The organism is Kitasatospora sp. NBC_00039, from assembly GCF_045160625.1.
GTDB lineage: Bacteria > Actinomycetota > Actinomycetes > Streptomycetales > Streptomycetaceae > Kitasatospora.
Window position 1 is genome coordinate 3713535 of the sequence record NZ_CP108289.1, and the last position, 14110, is coordinate 3727644.

At 72.2% G+C, this 14110-nt stretch carries 15 protein-coding genes; 5 read left to right on the top strand and 10 right to left on the bottom strand.

Translation table 11 applies throughout. The features are described from left to right. Window positions 1–145: 145 nt before the first annotated feature. The gene (locus tag OG286_RS16320; RefSeq protein WP_396320597.1) at window positions 146–562 is read left to right on the top strand and encodes a DUF4307 domain-containing protein; all 417 of its coding nucleotides are present in this window, start codon (window positions 146–148) and stop codon (window positions 560–562) included. A 289-nt stretch (window positions 563–851) separates the two neighbouring features. Next, the gene (gene greA / locus OG286_RS16325; protein WP_396320596.1) at window positions 852–1352 is read left to right on the top strand and encodes a transcription elongation factor GreA; all 501 of its coding nucleotides are present in this window, start codon (window positions 852–854) and stop codon (window positions 1350–1352) included. 68 nt (window positions 1353–1420) lie between these two features. Here the strand turns inward: greA and OG286_RS16330 are convergent, their stop codons facing one another. The 3 genes from OG286_RS16330 to ilvA all read right to left on the bottom strand — a co-directional run bounded on the left by OG286_RS16330 (window position 1421) and on the right by ilvA (window position 4808). Further along, complete coding sequence (locus OG286_RS16330; RefSeq protein WP_396320595.1) at window positions 1421–2278, bottom strand: ABC transporter permease; 858 nt, start codon at window positions 2276–2278, stop codon at window positions 1421–1423. A 1-nt stretch (window position 2279) separates the two neighbouring features. Continuing rightward, window positions 2280–3383 carry an ATP-binding cassette domain-containing protein gene (locus tag OG286_RS16335; protein ID WP_396320594.1) on the bottom strand — a complete coding sequence of 368 codons (1104 nt, stop codon included), beginning with the start codon at window positions 3381–3383 and terminating at the stop codon, window positions 2280–2282. A 213-nt stretch (window positions 3384–3596) separates the two neighbouring features. Then, the gene (ilvA, locus tag OG286_RS16340; protein ID WP_396320593.1) at window positions 3597–4808 is read right to left on the bottom strand and encodes a threonine ammonia-lyase; all 1212 of its coding nucleotides are present in this window, start codon (window positions 4806–4808) and stop codon (window positions 3597–3599) included. 122 nt (window positions 4809–4930) lie between these two features. Here ilvA and OG286_RS16345 point away from each other — a divergent pair, with 122 nt between their 5' ends. Continuing rightward, window positions 4931–5410, top strand: coding sequence for a MarR family winged helix-turn-helix transcriptional regulator (locus OG286_RS16345; protein ID WP_396320592.1), 480 nt, complete (start codon window positions 4931–4933; stop codon window positions 5408–5410). Between the two features lie 56 nt (window positions 5411–5466). On the opposite strand, the gene OG286_RS16350 is transcribed toward OG286_RS16345, so the two are convergent. Then, window positions 5467–6624 (bottom strand): cystathionine gamma-synthase, encoded by a 1158-nt coding sequence (locus tag OG286_RS16350; protein ID WP_396320591.1) that lies wholly within the window; start codon window positions 6622–6624, stop codon window positions 5467–5469. 130 nt (window positions 6625–6754) lie between these two features. On the opposite strand from OG286_RS16350, the gene msrA reads away from it, so the two are divergent. Beyond that, window positions 6755–7423, top strand: coding sequence for a peptide-methionine (S)-S-oxide reductase MsrA (gene msrA / locus OG286_RS16355; protein ID WP_405361176.1), 669 nt, complete (start codon window positions 6755–6757; stop codon window positions 7421–7423). A 107-nt stretch (window positions 7424–7530) separates the two neighbouring features. Next, on the top strand, window positions 7531–7896 hold the full coding sequence (locus tag OG286_RS16360; protein WP_396320589.1) for a cupin domain-containing protein: 366 nt from the start codon (window positions 7531–7533) through the stop codon (window positions 7894–7896). 19 nt (window positions 7897–7915) lie between these two features. Here OG286_RS16360 and OG286_RS16365 read toward each other — a convergent pair whose 3' ends face one another. The 6 genes from OG286_RS16365 to OG286_RS16390 all read right to left on the bottom strand — a co-directional run bounded on the left by OG286_RS16365 (window position 7916) and on the right by OG286_RS16390 (window position 13905). Next, on the bottom strand, window positions 7916–8410 hold the full coding sequence (locus OG286_RS16365; protein ID WP_396320588.1) for a DUF1203 domain-containing protein: 495 nt from the start codon (window positions 8408–8410) through the stop codon (window positions 7916–7918). A gap of 293 nt (window positions 8411–8703) precedes the next feature. Further along, on the bottom strand, window positions 8704–9492 hold the full coding sequence (locus OG286_RS16370; RefSeq protein WP_405361174.1) for a hypothetical protein: 789 nt from the start codon (window positions 9490–9492) through the stop codon (window positions 8704–8706). After that, window positions 9489–10043 (bottom strand): SigE family RNA polymerase sigma factor, encoded by a 555-nt coding sequence (locus tag OG286_RS16375; RefSeq protein ID WP_396320586.1) that lies wholly within the window; start codon window positions 10041–10043, stop codon window positions 9489–9491. Before OG286_RS16375 ends, OG286_RS16370 begins: the two co-directional genes overlap by 4 nt. 173 nt (window positions 10044–10216) lie before the next feature. Then, on the bottom strand, window positions 10217–11518 hold the full coding sequence (locus OG286_RS16380) for an Ig-like domain-containing protein (protein WP_396320585.1): 1302 nt from the start codon (window positions 11516–11518) through the stop codon (window positions 10217–10219). Window positions 11519–11714: 196 nt separating this feature from the next. Further along, entirely contained in the window at window positions 11715–12053 is a 339-nt protein-coding gene (locus OG286_RS16385) for a hypothetical protein (protein ID WP_396320584.1), read from the bottom strand. A 451-nt stretch (window positions 12054–12504) separates the two neighbouring features. Further along, complete coding sequence (locus OG286_RS16390; RefSeq protein WP_396320583.1) at window positions 12505–13905, bottom strand: cystathionine beta-synthase; 1401 nt, start codon at window positions 13903–13905, stop codon at window positions 12505–12507. Between the last annotated feature and the right edge of the window lie 205 nt (window positions 13906–14110).

Genomic DNA, 14110 nt, shown 5'->3' on the forward strand with positions numbered 1-14110 from the left:
GCGCCACATCGCCACGCCGCCGACACGGCCGAGCCCCGCCCCCGCCGGACCGGCCGCGGGCGTGCCCCTCCTATAGTGACGGACTGGAGGAGCGTCGCATTCCCCGCACCACCCAGGCGGGCCTCCCACGAGAGGACTGAGTTCGATGAGCTCTGGCACCACCACCGCTGCGCAGCTGCCCGAGGGGCGCTACGGACGGCGCGGCGACCGCGAGGCCGACCGCCGTCTCAAGGTGGTGGGCGCGGTCTGCGGCGTCCTGGCACTGGGCCTGCTCGCCTGGCTGGGCGGCTCCTACCTGATCCGCGAGACCACCATCAACGGCACCGTCCCCTCCTTCGAGGCGGTCTCGGACGGCGAGATGAAGCTGCACCTGGCGGTGCGCAAGAGCGACGGCACGGCGGGCAGCTGTACCGTCCGCTCGCAGGGCGAGGACGGCGCGGTGGTCGGCATGGCCGACTTCCCCGTCCCGAAGGACGGCGGCAGCTACGACGCCACCGTGAGCCTGCGGACCACCGCCCGCGGCACCACCGCCGAGCTGCTGGGATGCACGCCGGCGAAGTAATGGCTGGCGATCGCGGCACGCCCGGGCGCATATTCGATCTGGAGAGCGGGAATCCGTAGAGGAGTCCTGCCACACCGGTCCTGTACACCTCGGCGCAATGCTGTCGTCAATGACGCGCCAACGACTCTCCCGCTTGTCGGCGGGAGTTGTTAGGCTCGTGGTTTCGCCCCTTCCGCACCAAGAGGTACGGGAGCGGGCGTTGCTTTGTAGTTACGACCGATATCTCCACCACCACCCCTGCTGACGACTCACACCCTCAGCACAGCCCCAGCACCTACGAGGAGCACCTGTGACCCAGACCAGCGACCACGTGACCTGGCTCACTCAGTCCGGCTACGACCAGCTCAAGGCCGAGCTGGACCACCTGACCGGCCCCTGGCGCATCGAGATCGCCCAGAAGATCGAGGCGGCGCGCGAAGAGGGTGACCTCAAGGAGAACGCCGGCTACCACGCGGCCAAGGAGGAGCAGGGCAAGTACGAGCTGCGGATCCGCCAGCTCACCCAGCTCCTGGAGCGCGCCAAGGTCGGCGAGGCCCCGGCGGACTCGGGCGTGGTGGCCCCGGGCATGGTCGTCACGGTCGCCTTCGACGGCGACGAGGACGACACCATGACCTTCCTGCTCGGCTCGCGCGAGATGGCCGGCAGCGACGACCTGGACGTCTACTCCCCGCAGTCGCCGCTGGGCCGCGCCATCGACGCCAAGAAGGTCGGCGAAGAGGCGACGTACGAGCTGCCGAACGGCAAGCAGGCCTCGGTGACGATCACCGAGGTGAAGCCGCACAACGGCTGACCCGCCGACGCACCGAGGGCGGCCGTGGAGGGGACTCCACGGCCGCCCTCGCGCGTGCACGCCGGGCGTCAGCCCACGGCGGAGCGGTACTTGCGCACCGACAGCCAGGAGAAGACGGCGGTGATCAGCAGCGACCAGAGCACCGACACCAGCGCGGCGTGCTGCATCGGCCAGGCGCTGTCCACCGGGCCGACCTGGTTGCCGAAGAGGTCGCGGCAGGCCTGCACGGTGGCGCTGAACGGGTTCCAGTAGGCGATCCCCTGGAGCCAGCCCGGCATCGAGCTGATCGGCACGAACGCGTTGGAGATGAAGGTCAGCGGGAAGAGCCAGATCAGCCCGGCCGAGGTGGCCGCCTCGGGACTGCGCACCGAGAGGCCGATCAGCGCGCCGATCCAGGAGAAGGCGTAGCCGAGCAGGAGCAGCAGCCCGAACGCGCCCAGCGCGCTGAGCACCCCGTTGTGGATGCGCCAGCCGACCGCCAGCGCCACCAGCGCCAGCACGACCAGCGTGAACGCGGTCTGGACGAGGTCCGCCAGGGTGCGGCCGACCAGGACGGCCGAGCGGGCCATCGGCAGCGAGCGGAACCGGTCCACCAGGCCCTTGGTCATGTCCTCCGCGATGCCGGCGGAGGCGCCGGCGGTGGCGAAGGTGACGGTCTGGGCGAAGATGCCGGCCATCAGGAACTGGATGTACGTGGACGAGCTGGCCTGCGTCCCGGGGATCTGGATGGCCCCGCCCATGACGTACGAGAACAGCAGCACGAACATCACCGGCTGCATGAGCCCGAACACCACGATCTCGGGTATCCGGGTCATCCGGCGCAGGTTGCGCTTGGCGACCACCCAGGAGTCGTGCAGGGTGGCGGCCGCGCCCCGGCGCTGCTTGGGGATCGCCCCGCCGATGGCGTGCTCGGTGGCGGTCGTCATCTCACAGCTCCTTGCCGGCCGGGACGGCCTGCTGGTCGGGGCCCCGGCCGCCCTCGCCGGCGGCGCTGCCCTCGTCGTTCTTCCCGGCCTGGCCCCTGCCGCGTCCGCCGTGGCCCCGGCCGCCCTTGCCGCCCTTGCCGGCGGCACCCTTCTCCTCCTCCTCGGCCTCGGTGACGTGGCCGGTGAGCGAGAGGAAGACGTCGTCCAGGGTCGGCCGGCGCAGGCCGATGTCGTCGATCTCGATCGAGCGGGCGTCCAGCTCGCGGATGGCGTCCGCCAGCACCCGGGCGCCACCGCTGACCGGGACGGTGATCTTCCGGGTGTTCTTCTCGACGGCCGGCTCGCCCAGGGCGAACTCCGAGAGCGCGGCCACCGCGTCGCCGACCAGGTCGGCGCGGTGCACCACGACCTCGATCCGCTCGCCGCCGATCTGCGCCTTGAGGTGGTCGGCGGTGCCGCGGGCGATCACCCGGCCGTGGTCGACCACGGCGATGTCGTGGGCGAGGCGGTCGGCCTCCTCCAGGTACTGGGTGGTGAGCAGCAGCGTGGTGCCCTGCTCGACCAGGGTCTCGATGACCTCCCAGAGTGCGAGCCGGTTGCGCGGGTCGAGGCCGGTGGTCGGCTCGTCCAGGAACATCACCGGCGGGCGGACGACCAGGGCGGCGGCGAGGTCGAGGCGGCGGCGCATGCCGCCGGAGTAGGTTTTGGCGGTGCGGTCCTTGGCCTCGGTGAGGTTGAACCACTCCAGCAGTTCCAGTGCCCGTGCCTTCGCCTCGCGGGCGCTCATCTGGTAGAGCTCGCCGACCATCTGCAGGTTCTCGAAGCCGGTGAGGTACTCGTCGACGGCGGCGTACTGGCCGGAGAGCCCGATCATGCTGCGGACCTGGTTGGGGTGCTGGAGAACGTCGACGCCGGCGACCGCCGCGCGGCCGGAGTCGGGTCGGAGCAGGGTGGTGAGGACGCGCACGGTGGTGGTCTTGCCGGCGCCGTTCGGGCCGAGCAGCCCGAGCACCGTGCCCTCGGGGACGTCGAGGCTGACGCCGTCCAGGGCTCGTACGTCGCCGAAGGTCTTCACCAGGTTCTCGGCTTGGATGGCTGGCGCCATGGCCTGCCTCATCTCCTCGGACGATATGAGCGATCTGTCCCACTCTGCCCCGGGTTAAGGCGCGCAGGCGACTCGATTTCCGGCCACGTGGCGACAGGACGCGATGTATCGCAAGTCTGGCAGCACGCGATATATCGCATCGAGAGGCATGGCTCCGCCGTGGTGACGGACGGAGGTCACTGACGGTTCCCCGGCCCGCGCGAGCCGCGGGACCTACCGGGAGACGACGTACCCCGCGTCCCGCAGCTCACCGAGCACCGCCGCGCAGTGCTCCGGCCCCTTGGTCTCCAGGTGGAGGTCCACCTCGACCTCGGTCAGCCCCAGCTGCGGGTCGATCCGCACGTGCGCCACGTCCAGCACGTTGGCGTCCACCCGGGTCAGCACCCCGAGGAGGTCCGCCAGCGATCCCGGCTTGTCCGCCAGCCGCACCCGCAGCGACAGGTAGCGGCCGGCCGCCGCCAGGCCGTGCCGCAGCACCCGCTGCATCAGCTGCGGGTCGATGTTGCCGCCGGAGAGCACCGCCACCACCGGGCCCTCGAAGGATTCCGGCTGCTCCAGCAACGCCGCCACCGGGCTCGCCCCGGCCGGCTCCACCACCAGCTTCAGCCGCTCCAGGCCCAGCAGCAGGGCGCGCGAGAGCGAGTCCTCGGAGACCGTACGGACGCCGTCCGCCAGGGTGTTGACCACCTCGAACGGGATGTCCCCGGGCCGGCCGACCATGATCCCGTCCGCCATGGTGGCGAAGTGCTCCAGCGTCACCGGCCGCCCGGCCGCCAGCGAGGGCGGGTACGCGGCCGCGCCCGCCGCCTGCACCCCGATCACCCGCACGTCCGGGCGGAGCGGCTTCACCGCCGCCGCGATCCCGGCCAGCAGCCCGCCGCCGCCCACGCCGACCAGGATGGTGCGCACCTCCGGGCACTGCTCCAGGATCTCCAGGCCGACGGTGGCCTGGCCGGTGACCACGTCCCAGTGGTCGAAGGGGTGGATGAACACCGCCCCGGTCGCCTCCGAGTACAGCTGCGCGGCCTGCAGGGCCTCGTCCACGTTGGCGCCGTGCAGCCGGACCTCGGCGCCGTACTCGCGGGTCGCCGCGACCTTGGGCAACGGCGCGGCCACCGGCATGAAGACCGTCGAACGAACCCCGAGCAGCGACGCCGCCAGCGCCACCCCCTGGGCGTGGTTGCCTGCGCTCGCCGCGACCACCCCGCCGGCCCGCTGCACCGGCGAGAGTCCCGCGATCCGCACGTACGCCCCGCGCAGCTTGAACGAACCGGTGCGCTGCAGGTTCTCGCACTTCAGGTGGACCGGCGCACCGATCATCGCGGACAGGTGCCGGCTCCCCTCCATCGGCGTCACCCGGGCGACCCCGGCGAGCATCTTCTGGGCGCCGCGGACATCGTCGATGGTGATCGGCCAGCTGTGCATACCGCCAGCCTACGGTGGGTGACGCCGCCAACCCGGGATGTCGGGCCTGTTCCCGGGCCCGCCCGGCCCGCGTACGCTGCTGGTCCTGAGCCTCCCTCACCGCACGACGATCGTGAGCCGCGATGACGACGACCTCGCCCCAGGCCACCGACCGCACCGACCCCGTGCACACCCAACTCCAGTACCAGCTGGCGGTGTTCGCCCGGCGAATGGAACAGGTCCGCAGCTCCGACGCGGTGGGCGCGCTGGACCGGGCCGCCTATCTGCTGCTCGACCGGCTGGAACGGCACGGGCCCGTCAACGTCAAGGCTCTGGCCGACGCGCTCGGCGTCGACTCCTCCACCGTCACCCGGCAGGTCGCCCCGCTGGTCACGGCCGGGCTGGTGGGCCGGGTCCAGGACCCGGCCGACCGCCGCGCCGTCCGGCTCGCACTGACCCCGGTCGGCACCCGCCGGCTGGCCGAAGTCAGCGCCGGGCGAGCCGAGTTGGCCCGCCGGCTGATGGCCGACTGGCCACCCGAGGAGCAGCGCGCGTTCTGCGCCCTGCTCGCCCGCTTCAACCACTCCATGGAGTCGTACACGGCGGGCCGGCAGGGCGGTTAGGTCCTGTCCGGCCGATCTCGGCGGATCGGCGCGACCGGCCGGACAGGACCCGGCCGCTACTTGCCGAGCGCCTGCGTGAGGTCGGCCAGCAGGTCGTCGATCGACTCGATGCCGACCGAGACGCGCACCAGGTCGGCGGGCACCTCCAGGGCGGAGCCGGCCACCGAGGCGTGGGTCATCCGGCCCGGGTGCTCGATCAGCGACTCGACGCCGCCCAGCGACTCACCGAGGGTGAACAGCTGCGCCCGGTTGCAGACCTCGACCGCCGCCTCCTCGCCACCGTTGACCCGGAACGAGACCATGCCGCCGAACGCCTTCATCTGCTTGGCGGCGATGTCGTGGCCGGGGTGCTCGGGCAGGCCCGGGTAGAGGACCTGGCTCACCTTGGGGTGGCCCGCCAGCAGCTCGGCGACCTTCTCCGCGTTCGAGCTGTGCCGGTCCATCCGGACACCCAGGGTCTTGATACCGCGCAGCACCAGCCAGGCGTCGAACGGGCCGGACACCGCCCCCATCGCGTTCTGGTGGTACGCGACCTCCTCGCCGAGGGCGGCGTCGGCCAGCACCAGGGCGCCGCCGACGACGTCCGAGTGGCCGCCCATGTACTTGGTGGTCGAGTGCACGACCGCGTCCGCGCCCAGCGAGATCGGCTGCTGCAGGTAGGGGCTGGCGAAGGTGTTGTCCACCACCAGCAGCGCGCCGGCGCCGTGCGCGATCTCGGCGAGCGCGGCGAGGTCGGTGATGCCCAGCAGCGGGTTGGACGGCGTCTCCACCCAGACCGCGCGGGTGTTCGGGCGCAGCGCCTCGCGGACGGTCGAGAGGTCCTGGGTGTTGGCGACGGAGAACTCGACGCCCCAGCGGGTCAGCACCTTGGCGAAGAGCCGGAAGGTGCCGCCGTAGGCGTCGTTGGGGATCACGATGTGGTCGCCCGGCTTGAGGATGGTGCGCAGCAGGGTGTCCTCGGCGGCCAGGCCGGAGGCGAAGGCGAGGCCGCGCGCGCCGCCTTCGAGCGCCGCGAGGCACTCCTCCAGCGCGGTGCGGGTCGGGTTGGCGCTGCGGCTGTACTCGTAGCCGCCCCGCAGGCCGCCCACCCCGTCCTGCTTGTAGGTGGACACCTGGTAGATCGGCGTGACGACGGCCCCGGTCTGGGGGTCTGCTTCCTGACCCGCGTGGATGGCGAGAGTCTCGAAGCCCTGGGGAAGCTGGTGCTCGGTCATGCCTCCGAGCGTAGTGGGCGAACGGCGGGGTGCCTTCCGGAATCCCCGACGCCCGCGGAATCCGGGGGCCGCCGTCCGCGTTGCACCCTGCGTCACCCTTGCCACCTTTTCCGACCAGTTGGAGCAGGCCGTGCTGTTCAACCGCCACAAGACTTCACTCGTCCCGGCCGGCCAGGCGCTGCCCGGCCGGGAGACGCCGGCCTTCGCCCTGGGCGAGCCGCACACCGTGCTCGGCCACCCGCTCACCGGGCCGTACCCGGAGGGGCTGGAGGTGGCCGACTTCGGGCTGGGCTGTTTCTGGGGCGCGGAGCGGACGTTCTGGCGCCTGCCCGGCGTCTGGACGACACTGGTCGGCTACCAGGGCGGGTACACCCCCAACCCGACGTACGACGAGGTGTGCAGCGGGCTGACCGGGCACACCGAGGCGGTCCGGGTGGTCTTCGACCCGGCGGTGATCCCGTACGAGCGGCTGCTGAAGACCTTCTGGGAGGCGCACGACCCGACCCAGGGCAACCGGCAGGGAAACGACGTCGGCACCCAGTACCGCTCCGCCGTCTACACCCACTCGCCCGCCCAGGCGGCGGCCTCGATCGCCACCCGGGACGCCTTCCAGCCGGCCCTGACCGCGCTCGGGCTGGGCGCGGTCACCACCGAGATCGCCCCGGCCGGCCCCTTCTACCCGGCCGAGCCGTACCACCAGCAGTACCTGTCCGACGCCAAGAACCCGAACGGCTACTGCGGTCTCGGCGGCACCGGCGCCAGCTGCCCGATCGGCGTCGCCCGCACCCCGCAGGACTGATCGCTGCGCGGCTGCTCCCGGCCGGGCGCAGACTGGAAGGACCAGCGGGCCGGGCCCCCGTCACCGAGCCCCGGTGACAGGGGCCGGCCGTGTCCCGAGGAGTACCGATGGCCGGCCTCATCCGCAGGAACTTCGACGACCAGGCCGAGGAGGTCCGCCCCTTCGAGGCGGGCACGGGCGAACTGCGCCTGGTCAACCTGGAGGGCGGCGCCGTCGGGCGGGCGGTCTTCCAGCCCGGCTGGCGGTGGTCCCAGCACATCAAGCCGATCGCCGGCACCGACAGCTGCCAGGCCTCCCACCTGGGGTATGTGATCTCCGGCCGGATGAAGATCGTGATGGACGACGGCGAGGAGGCCGAGTACGGCCCCGGCGACTTCATGATCTGCCCGCCCGGTCACGACGCCTGGGTGGTGGGCGACGAGCCCTGCGTCGCCCTCGACTGGCAGGGCTTCGTCGACTACGCCAAGCGCTGAGCCCCGGGCCGGACCGGGCTCACCGTGCCCGCCGGACCTCGTGCATGAAGCAGCCGAACTGCAGTGCGCGGACGTGCACCACCGCCACCTCCGGGTCGGCGAGCAGGGCGGCGGCGCCCGCCTCGGCGGTCTCGGGGGAGACGGGCACGCCGCCCACGATGTGGCCCCGCCGGTCGTACGCGCGCAGCACCCGGTCACCGGTGTGGAACGCGGCCGGCCAGGCCGGGCCCGCGCCGGCACACGGGCCGTCGTGCACGAAGACCGGGCCGACCTCGTCGTACGGGCCCGGTTCGGCCCCGGTCTCGGCGGCCCAGCGCCGGAGCGGGGCGTAGGCGACGAGGGCGATCCGGTCGCCCGGCAGCGCCCGGGTGAGGCAGCAGCGCAGCGGGGCGCCGCCGGTGTCGTCGGTCGAGCGGACGGGCGGGCGCCCCGCGTCGTCGCGCACCAGCAGGGAGCGGTGGACGGCCGGGTCGACCGGGCGGACGGCCGGGGCGGGCGTGGTGGTTGTCGTCATACGGCCCACCCTGCCGCCGTGGCCACGCCGAGTCCGGCGGGTTTCGGCCGTCGCGTTCGGGCGTCTTCCGGGCCGTCGCGTTCGGGCGTCTTCCGGGCCGTCGCTTTCGGCCGTCTTCCGGGCCGTCGCGTTCGGGCGTCTTCCGGGCGGTCGCTTTCGGCCGTCTTCCGGGCGGTCGCTTTCGGCCGTCTTCCGGGCGGTCGCTTTCGGCCTTCGCGTTCCGGACGTGCGTCGGACCGTCACCGCCGCCCGCCGGGAGCCCGCCGACGCCCCCGCTCCGGCAGGCCCGGGTGCTACAGCCGGGCCGGGGCCTTCTCCTGGGCGCCGTCCGTGCCCCGGCCCGGCAGCTCGGCCAGCAGCCTGCCCTCGGCGTCGTAGGCGGCGACGGCCGGGCTGCTGGGGCGGCCGTCGGCGAGCGCGGGAGCACCCGGCAGCACCACGTAGTAGGCCCTCCACCCCTCCATGCCGGTGGTGGTGACCACGGTGGCGACCGTCGGCTTCCCGCCCATGAAGGCCACGACCCGGGCGGGCACCGGGCCGAGGTAGAGGCCGGTCAGGACGGCACGGTCCTGACCGAGCGAGCCCTGATAGCCGATGGTGGGCTTCTCGTGGTCCAGGTTGTCGCTGGTGGAGTCCCGGCACCCCGTGCCCGAGCTCCAGACGCCGTCCACGCCCCGGGACTCCTCGCACTTCTCGGTCGCCGTGACCCAGATCCGCTCGCCGTCGGTGTACTCGAACTTCTCGCCCGGGGCCAGCTGCCGGACCGGGGACCGCGGCAACGCCGTCGAGGTCGGCGTGGGTGTGGGTGTGGGTGCCGAGGCGGCGGCCGCCCCGGCGGACGGCGTCAGCGCCACGCCCGCGGCCCCCGCCACCTGCCCGGTCTGCCGGGCGCCGCCGGCCGTGACCGCCGTGACGCCGCAGACCAGCGCCACGGCCATGGCCGCCGCACCCGCCCCCGCCGTCCGCCGGGCCCGACGGCGGCGCGCCCGCGCGATGATCGGCCCGGGCGCCAGCCCGGCCGCCTCCCGGTACTCCCGGTTCTCGTCCTTGAGCAGCTCGCCGAGCCGCTTGTCGAAGCTCACACCTTCACCTCGATGTTCCTCGGGTTCAGACCCGCCGCACCACCGTCGCGGTCGGCGAGTTCGGGTCGTGCGCGCAGCTTCGACAGCGCCCGGTGGAGCGTGCTCTTGACCGTGCCGGGGGCGATGCCCAGTTCGGCGGCGGTCTCGGCCTCGCTCAGGTCGCCGTAGTAGCGCAGCACCACGACCGACCGCTCCCGCCGGGTGAGGGTGGCCAGCGCCTGCTGCAGCAGGGCCTGTTGGGCCTGCCGTTCGGCGAGGTCCTCGCGGCCGGGCCGCTCGGGTGTGCGGTCGGTCGGCAGCTCGCGGTTGCGCAGCCGCCGCCACCAGTCACGGTGCTGGTTGACCACGATCCGCCGGACGTACGCGGTCGGGTCGTCGGCGGTGATCCGGTGCCAGTGCAGGTAGGCGCGTTCCAGCGCGGACTGCACGATGTCCCGGGCCCGGTGCGGGTCGCCGGTCAACAGCTCGGCCAGCCTGATGAGTTGACGGCTGTTGCCGGCGACGAACGCGCTGAATTCGGCGTCCTGGCGCTGTCTCTGCTCGCGTTTCACACCCACCCGACTCCTCGGGCGCCCGATGAGGTTCGGTCCGCCCGGGGAGAATTTTCGGTGAAGCGGCTCAGGGCGCCCGGCGGGCGCCGTACACACAGCGGCTCACGGCGCCCGGCGGGCGCCGCGCACGCAGAGGCCCAGGGCATTCGACGGGCCCCGGACACGCAGCGGGCTCAGAGCGCGCTGCCGGCCTTCCACGCGGCCCAGCCCAGGTTCCAGCCGTTCAGGCCGTTGGACGGCTGGACGGTCTTGTCGCCGGAGTTCACGACCTCGACCACGTCGCCGATCATCGAGCTCTTGTAGAACCTGTAGCCGTCCACGCTCTGGTCCTGTCCGCCCTTGGCGTCCTTCAGGCCGACGCAGCCGTGGCTGGTGTTCTGGCCGCCGAAGATCGACGCCGGGGACCAGTAGTTGCCGTGGATGAACGTGCCGGAGGTGGTGAGCCGCTGGGCGTGGGGCACGTCGGCGATGTCGTACTCGCTGCCGAGGCCGACGGTCTGCGAGTTCATCCGGGTCTGCTGGTACTGCTCGGAGATGACCATCCTGCCGCCCCAGGTGCGGTAGTCCGGTGCGCCGCCGGAGATCGCGTAGACGGCGCTGACCTGGCCGTCGGTGGTGACGGTGAGCTTCTTGGTGGCGAGGTCGGCGACGCTGGTCTGCGCGCGGCCGATGGTGAAGCGGACGTCCTTGGACTGGGTGCCGTACACGCCCTTCGCCCCCTGGACGTCCTTGAGCCGGAGCTTGACGGTGACCCTGGTGCCCTTGGCCCAGTACTCCTGCGGCCGGAAGTCGAGACGGGTGCTGGAGAACCAGTGCCCGACGATCTCGACGCCCGGCTCGGCTATGACGGTGATCGCCCGCTGGACGGCCTTGCGGTCGGTGACCGGCTTGCTGAAGTTGATCGAGACCGGCATGCCGACGCCGACAGTGGAGCCGTCCTCGGGGGTGAAGTAGCCGACGAAGGTGTTGGCGGGGGTCGCCGTGGTGAAGGTGGCGTTGGCGGCCGCCTCCAGCTTGTCCTTGTCGGTGGCCGAGGCGGTGACGGTGTACTTGGTGCCGCTGGCCGGTGCGGCGGCGGAGACCCAGCTGGTGCCGTCCGCGGAGAGCTCGCCGGCCAGTGCCCGGCCGGTGGAGTCGGTGACCTTGACCGAGCCGAGCGTGCCGCCGGCGACGGCGACCTTGACCGGGTCGCTGAAGCTGGCGGCGGTGGCGCCGTCGGCGGGGGTCACGGTGATGACGGCCACGGAGGTCTTCGGCGAGCTGCTCGCGCTCACGGCGTTCCCGCCGCCGGAGTCGCTCCCAGCGCCCGCGCCCGCGCCCGGCGAGGCCCCGCCGCCGGCGTTGCCGCTCTCGCCGCTCTTGGTGTCGTTGCAGGCCGCCAGCAGCAGGACCGGCGCACCGATCAGGCCGGCCAGCACGCCACGCCGGCTCCAGCTGTTTCCGCCCGTCCGCCCCTGCGCGTCCCGTGCCGTCACGTCGCGTTCTCCCTGCTGATCATCCCGGGCATTACGGATACAGAAACGCAAACCACCCCTTCACGGTTCCATTACCGACGGAAATCGATCGTATGAGATGACCCAACTTCCCACCAAATATGGACAAAACGCCCGGCCTGCAGACAGCAGACCGGGCGGTCACCAACCGTGACGGAGGTGGGCGGCAGAGCGGTGACTACTCGGCGGACTCTTCCACCGTGTACTCGTCCCAGCCCTCGCCCTCGGGGTCGAACTCGGTCTGCGCGGACTCCCAGGTCGCCGAGGCGAGCTCCACGCCCGGGACGTCGCCGAGCAGGGCGACCGGGTCGATGAAGTGGGCGAGCGAACCCGACGGGTCCACCTCGATGGCCTCGACGGACTGGGCGCGCTCCTCGTCGTCGAGGTACTCGTCGTCGGCCACCTGCTTCAGGGCGGCCGCCTTGAGCGCCCCCTCGTCGGTGATCTCGGCGATGAGCTCGATGCTGAGCCGGACGTAGCGCGGGGCGTCCTGGCCGGTCGTTTCAGTGCTGGTCATGCGTGCGAGCGTACGGGAAACGGGCCCCGGGAACGGACACGGGAAGCGGACACGGGAAGGGCCGGCCCCTCCGGGGAGGGACCGGCCCGCCTTCTCCGCCGGGGCTCCCCCACCCGGGAGCCGCGGAGACGCGCCAAGCGGCGCGGTGGTGACCGCAGGAGCCGCCGCACCCTGTCGACCGGCCGGAGCCGGACAGGGGCGGGACGACGGCGCCCCCTACGGAGAGGACACGGCCGGCCGGGTCAGGGCCGACCGACGTGTCCGGAGACGACCACGGTCGCCGGGGAGCCGCTCCCGGACGGTTGTCGTCGCCTCGCTCGGCGTCTTGCCGTTGACCACCACGATGCCCCGGCGTTGTTAAGCGCGTGCTGCGCGCAGGTGACGTCGGTGTACCACTTCGCCCGTGGACGAAGTCTCAGCCGCCGCGGCAGCCACGAGGGCTGAGCGGGTGTCAGTGCGCGCTGCGGCCGGCCAGGAAGCCCAGCAGGTCCTGACGGGTGACGATGCCCTGCGGCTTGCCCTCCACCAGCACCACCGCGGCGTCGGCCTTCTCCAGCACGCTCATCAGGTTGGTGACCGTCTCGCCCGAGCCGACCACCGGCAGCGGCTTGGACATCACCTTGTCCAGCGTGTCGGTCAGCTGGATCTCGTCGGCGAAGACGCCCTCCAGCAGCAGCTTCTCCGCCACCGAGCCGATCACCTCGCCGGCCATGATGTCGGGGTGCCCGGCGCCCGGGGAGACCACCGGCATCTGCGAGACGCCGTACTCGCGCAGCACCCGGACCGCCTCGGCGACCGTCTCGTTCGGGTGCATGTGGACGAACTGCGGGATGCCCTCGTGCTCGATGGCGTCCTTGCGGGCCAGCACCTCGCCGATGTGCGCCTCGTCGGTGGCCGAGGGCAGGAAGCCGTAGTCGGCCATCCAGTCGTCGTTGAAGATCTTGGACAGGTAGCCGCGGCCGCCGTCCGGCAGCAGCACGACCACGACGTCGTCCGGGCCGAGCCGCTTGGCGACCTCCAGCGCGGCCACCACGGCCATCCCGCAGGAGCCGCCGACCAGCAGGCCCTCCTCCTTGGCGAGGCGGCGGGTCATCTGGAACGAGTCCTTGTCGGAGACGGCGACGATCTCGTCCGCGACGTTGCGGTCGTAGGCCGTCGGCCAGAAGTCCTCACCGACACCCTCGACCAGGTACGGCCGGCCGGTGCCGCCCGAGTAGACCGAGCCCTCCGGGTCGGCGCCGACCACCTGGACCTTGCCGCCGGAGATCTCCTTCAGGTAGTTGCCGGTGCCGGAGATGGTGCCGCCGGTGCCGACGCCCGCCACGAAGTGGGTGATCTTCCCCTCCGTCTGCTCCCACAGCTCCGGGCCGGTGGAGTGGTAGTGCGAGGCCGGGTTGTCCGGGTTGGAGTACTGGTCCGGCTTCCAGGCGTTGGGGGTCTCACGGACCAGGCGGTCGGAGACGTTGTAGTACGAGTCCGGGTGCTCCGGGGCGACGGCGGTCGGGCAGACGACCACCTCGGCGCCGTAGGCGCGCAGCGTGTTGATCTTGTCGGTCGACACCTTGTCCGGACAGACGAAGATGCACTTGTAGCCCTTCTGCTGGGCCACGATCGCCAGGCCGACGCCGGTGTTGCCGGAGGTCGGCTCGACGATGGTGCCGCCGGGCTTCAGCGCGCCCGAGGCCTCGGCGGCCTCGATCATGCGCATCGCGATCCGGTCCTTGACCGAGCCGCCGGGGTTGAAGTACTCGACCTTCGCCAGCACTGTCGCGCTGATGCCCTCGGTGACCTTGTTCAGCTTGACCAGCGGCGTGTTGCCGACGAGGTCGATGATCGAGTTGCTGTACCGCACGGGGGTCCTCCCGGGATGTGGGCATGCGAGTGCTTTCGGTACTGCAAAGCCTAGGGCGTGCCACCGGCCCCAGCCCGCCCTCGCGCCACTCACCTCCCGCCCGCCCCTCCGCCACGGATGGCCCACCCCCGTCGTAGCGCGTCGCCAACGCGGGTAGGAGGGGTGTACAGGTGCGCTGGAGAGGCCCCGCCGGGGGCGGCACGAG

What these genes read in the sequence shown, in the direction of transcription:
- OG286_RS16320 (WP_396320597.1), top strand. Translation starts at nt 146, where the DNA reads ATGAGCTCTGGCACCACCACCGCTGCGCAGCTGCCCGAGGGGCGCTAC.
- OG286_RS16330 (WP_396320595.1), bottom strand. Translation starts at nt 2,278, where the DNA reads ATGACGACCGCCACCGAGCACGCCATCGGCGGGGCGATCCCCAAGCAG.
- OG286_RS16335 (WP_396320594.1), bottom strand. Translation starts at nt 3,383, where the DNA reads ATGGCGCCAGCCATCCAAGCCGAGAACCTGGTGAAGACCTTCGGCGAC.
- ilvA (WP_396320593.1), bottom strand. Translation starts at nt 4,808, where the DNA reads ATGCACAGCTGGCCGATCACCATCGACGATGTCCGCGGCGCCCAGAAG.
- OG286_RS16345 (WP_396320592.1), top strand. Translation starts at nt 4,931, where the DNA reads ATGACGACGACCTCGCCCCAGGCCACCGACCGCACCGACCCCGTGCAC.
- OG286_RS16350 (WP_396320591.1), bottom strand. Translation starts at nt 6,624, where the DNA reads ATGACCGAGCACCAGCTTCCCCAGGGCTTCGAGACTCTCGCCATCCAC.
- OG286_RS16360 (WP_396320589.1), top strand. Translation starts at nt 7,531, where the DNA reads ATGGCCGGCCTCATCCGCAGGAACTTCGACGACCAGGCCGAGGAGGTC.
- OG286_RS16365 (WP_396320588.1), bottom strand. Translation starts at nt 8,410, where the DNA reads ATGACGACAACCACCACGCCCGCCCCGGCCGTCCGCCCGGTCGACCCG.
- OG286_RS16385 (WP_396320584.1), bottom strand. Translation starts at nt 12,053, where the DNA reads ATGACCAGCACTGAAACGACCGGCCAGGACGCCCCGCGCTACGTCCGG.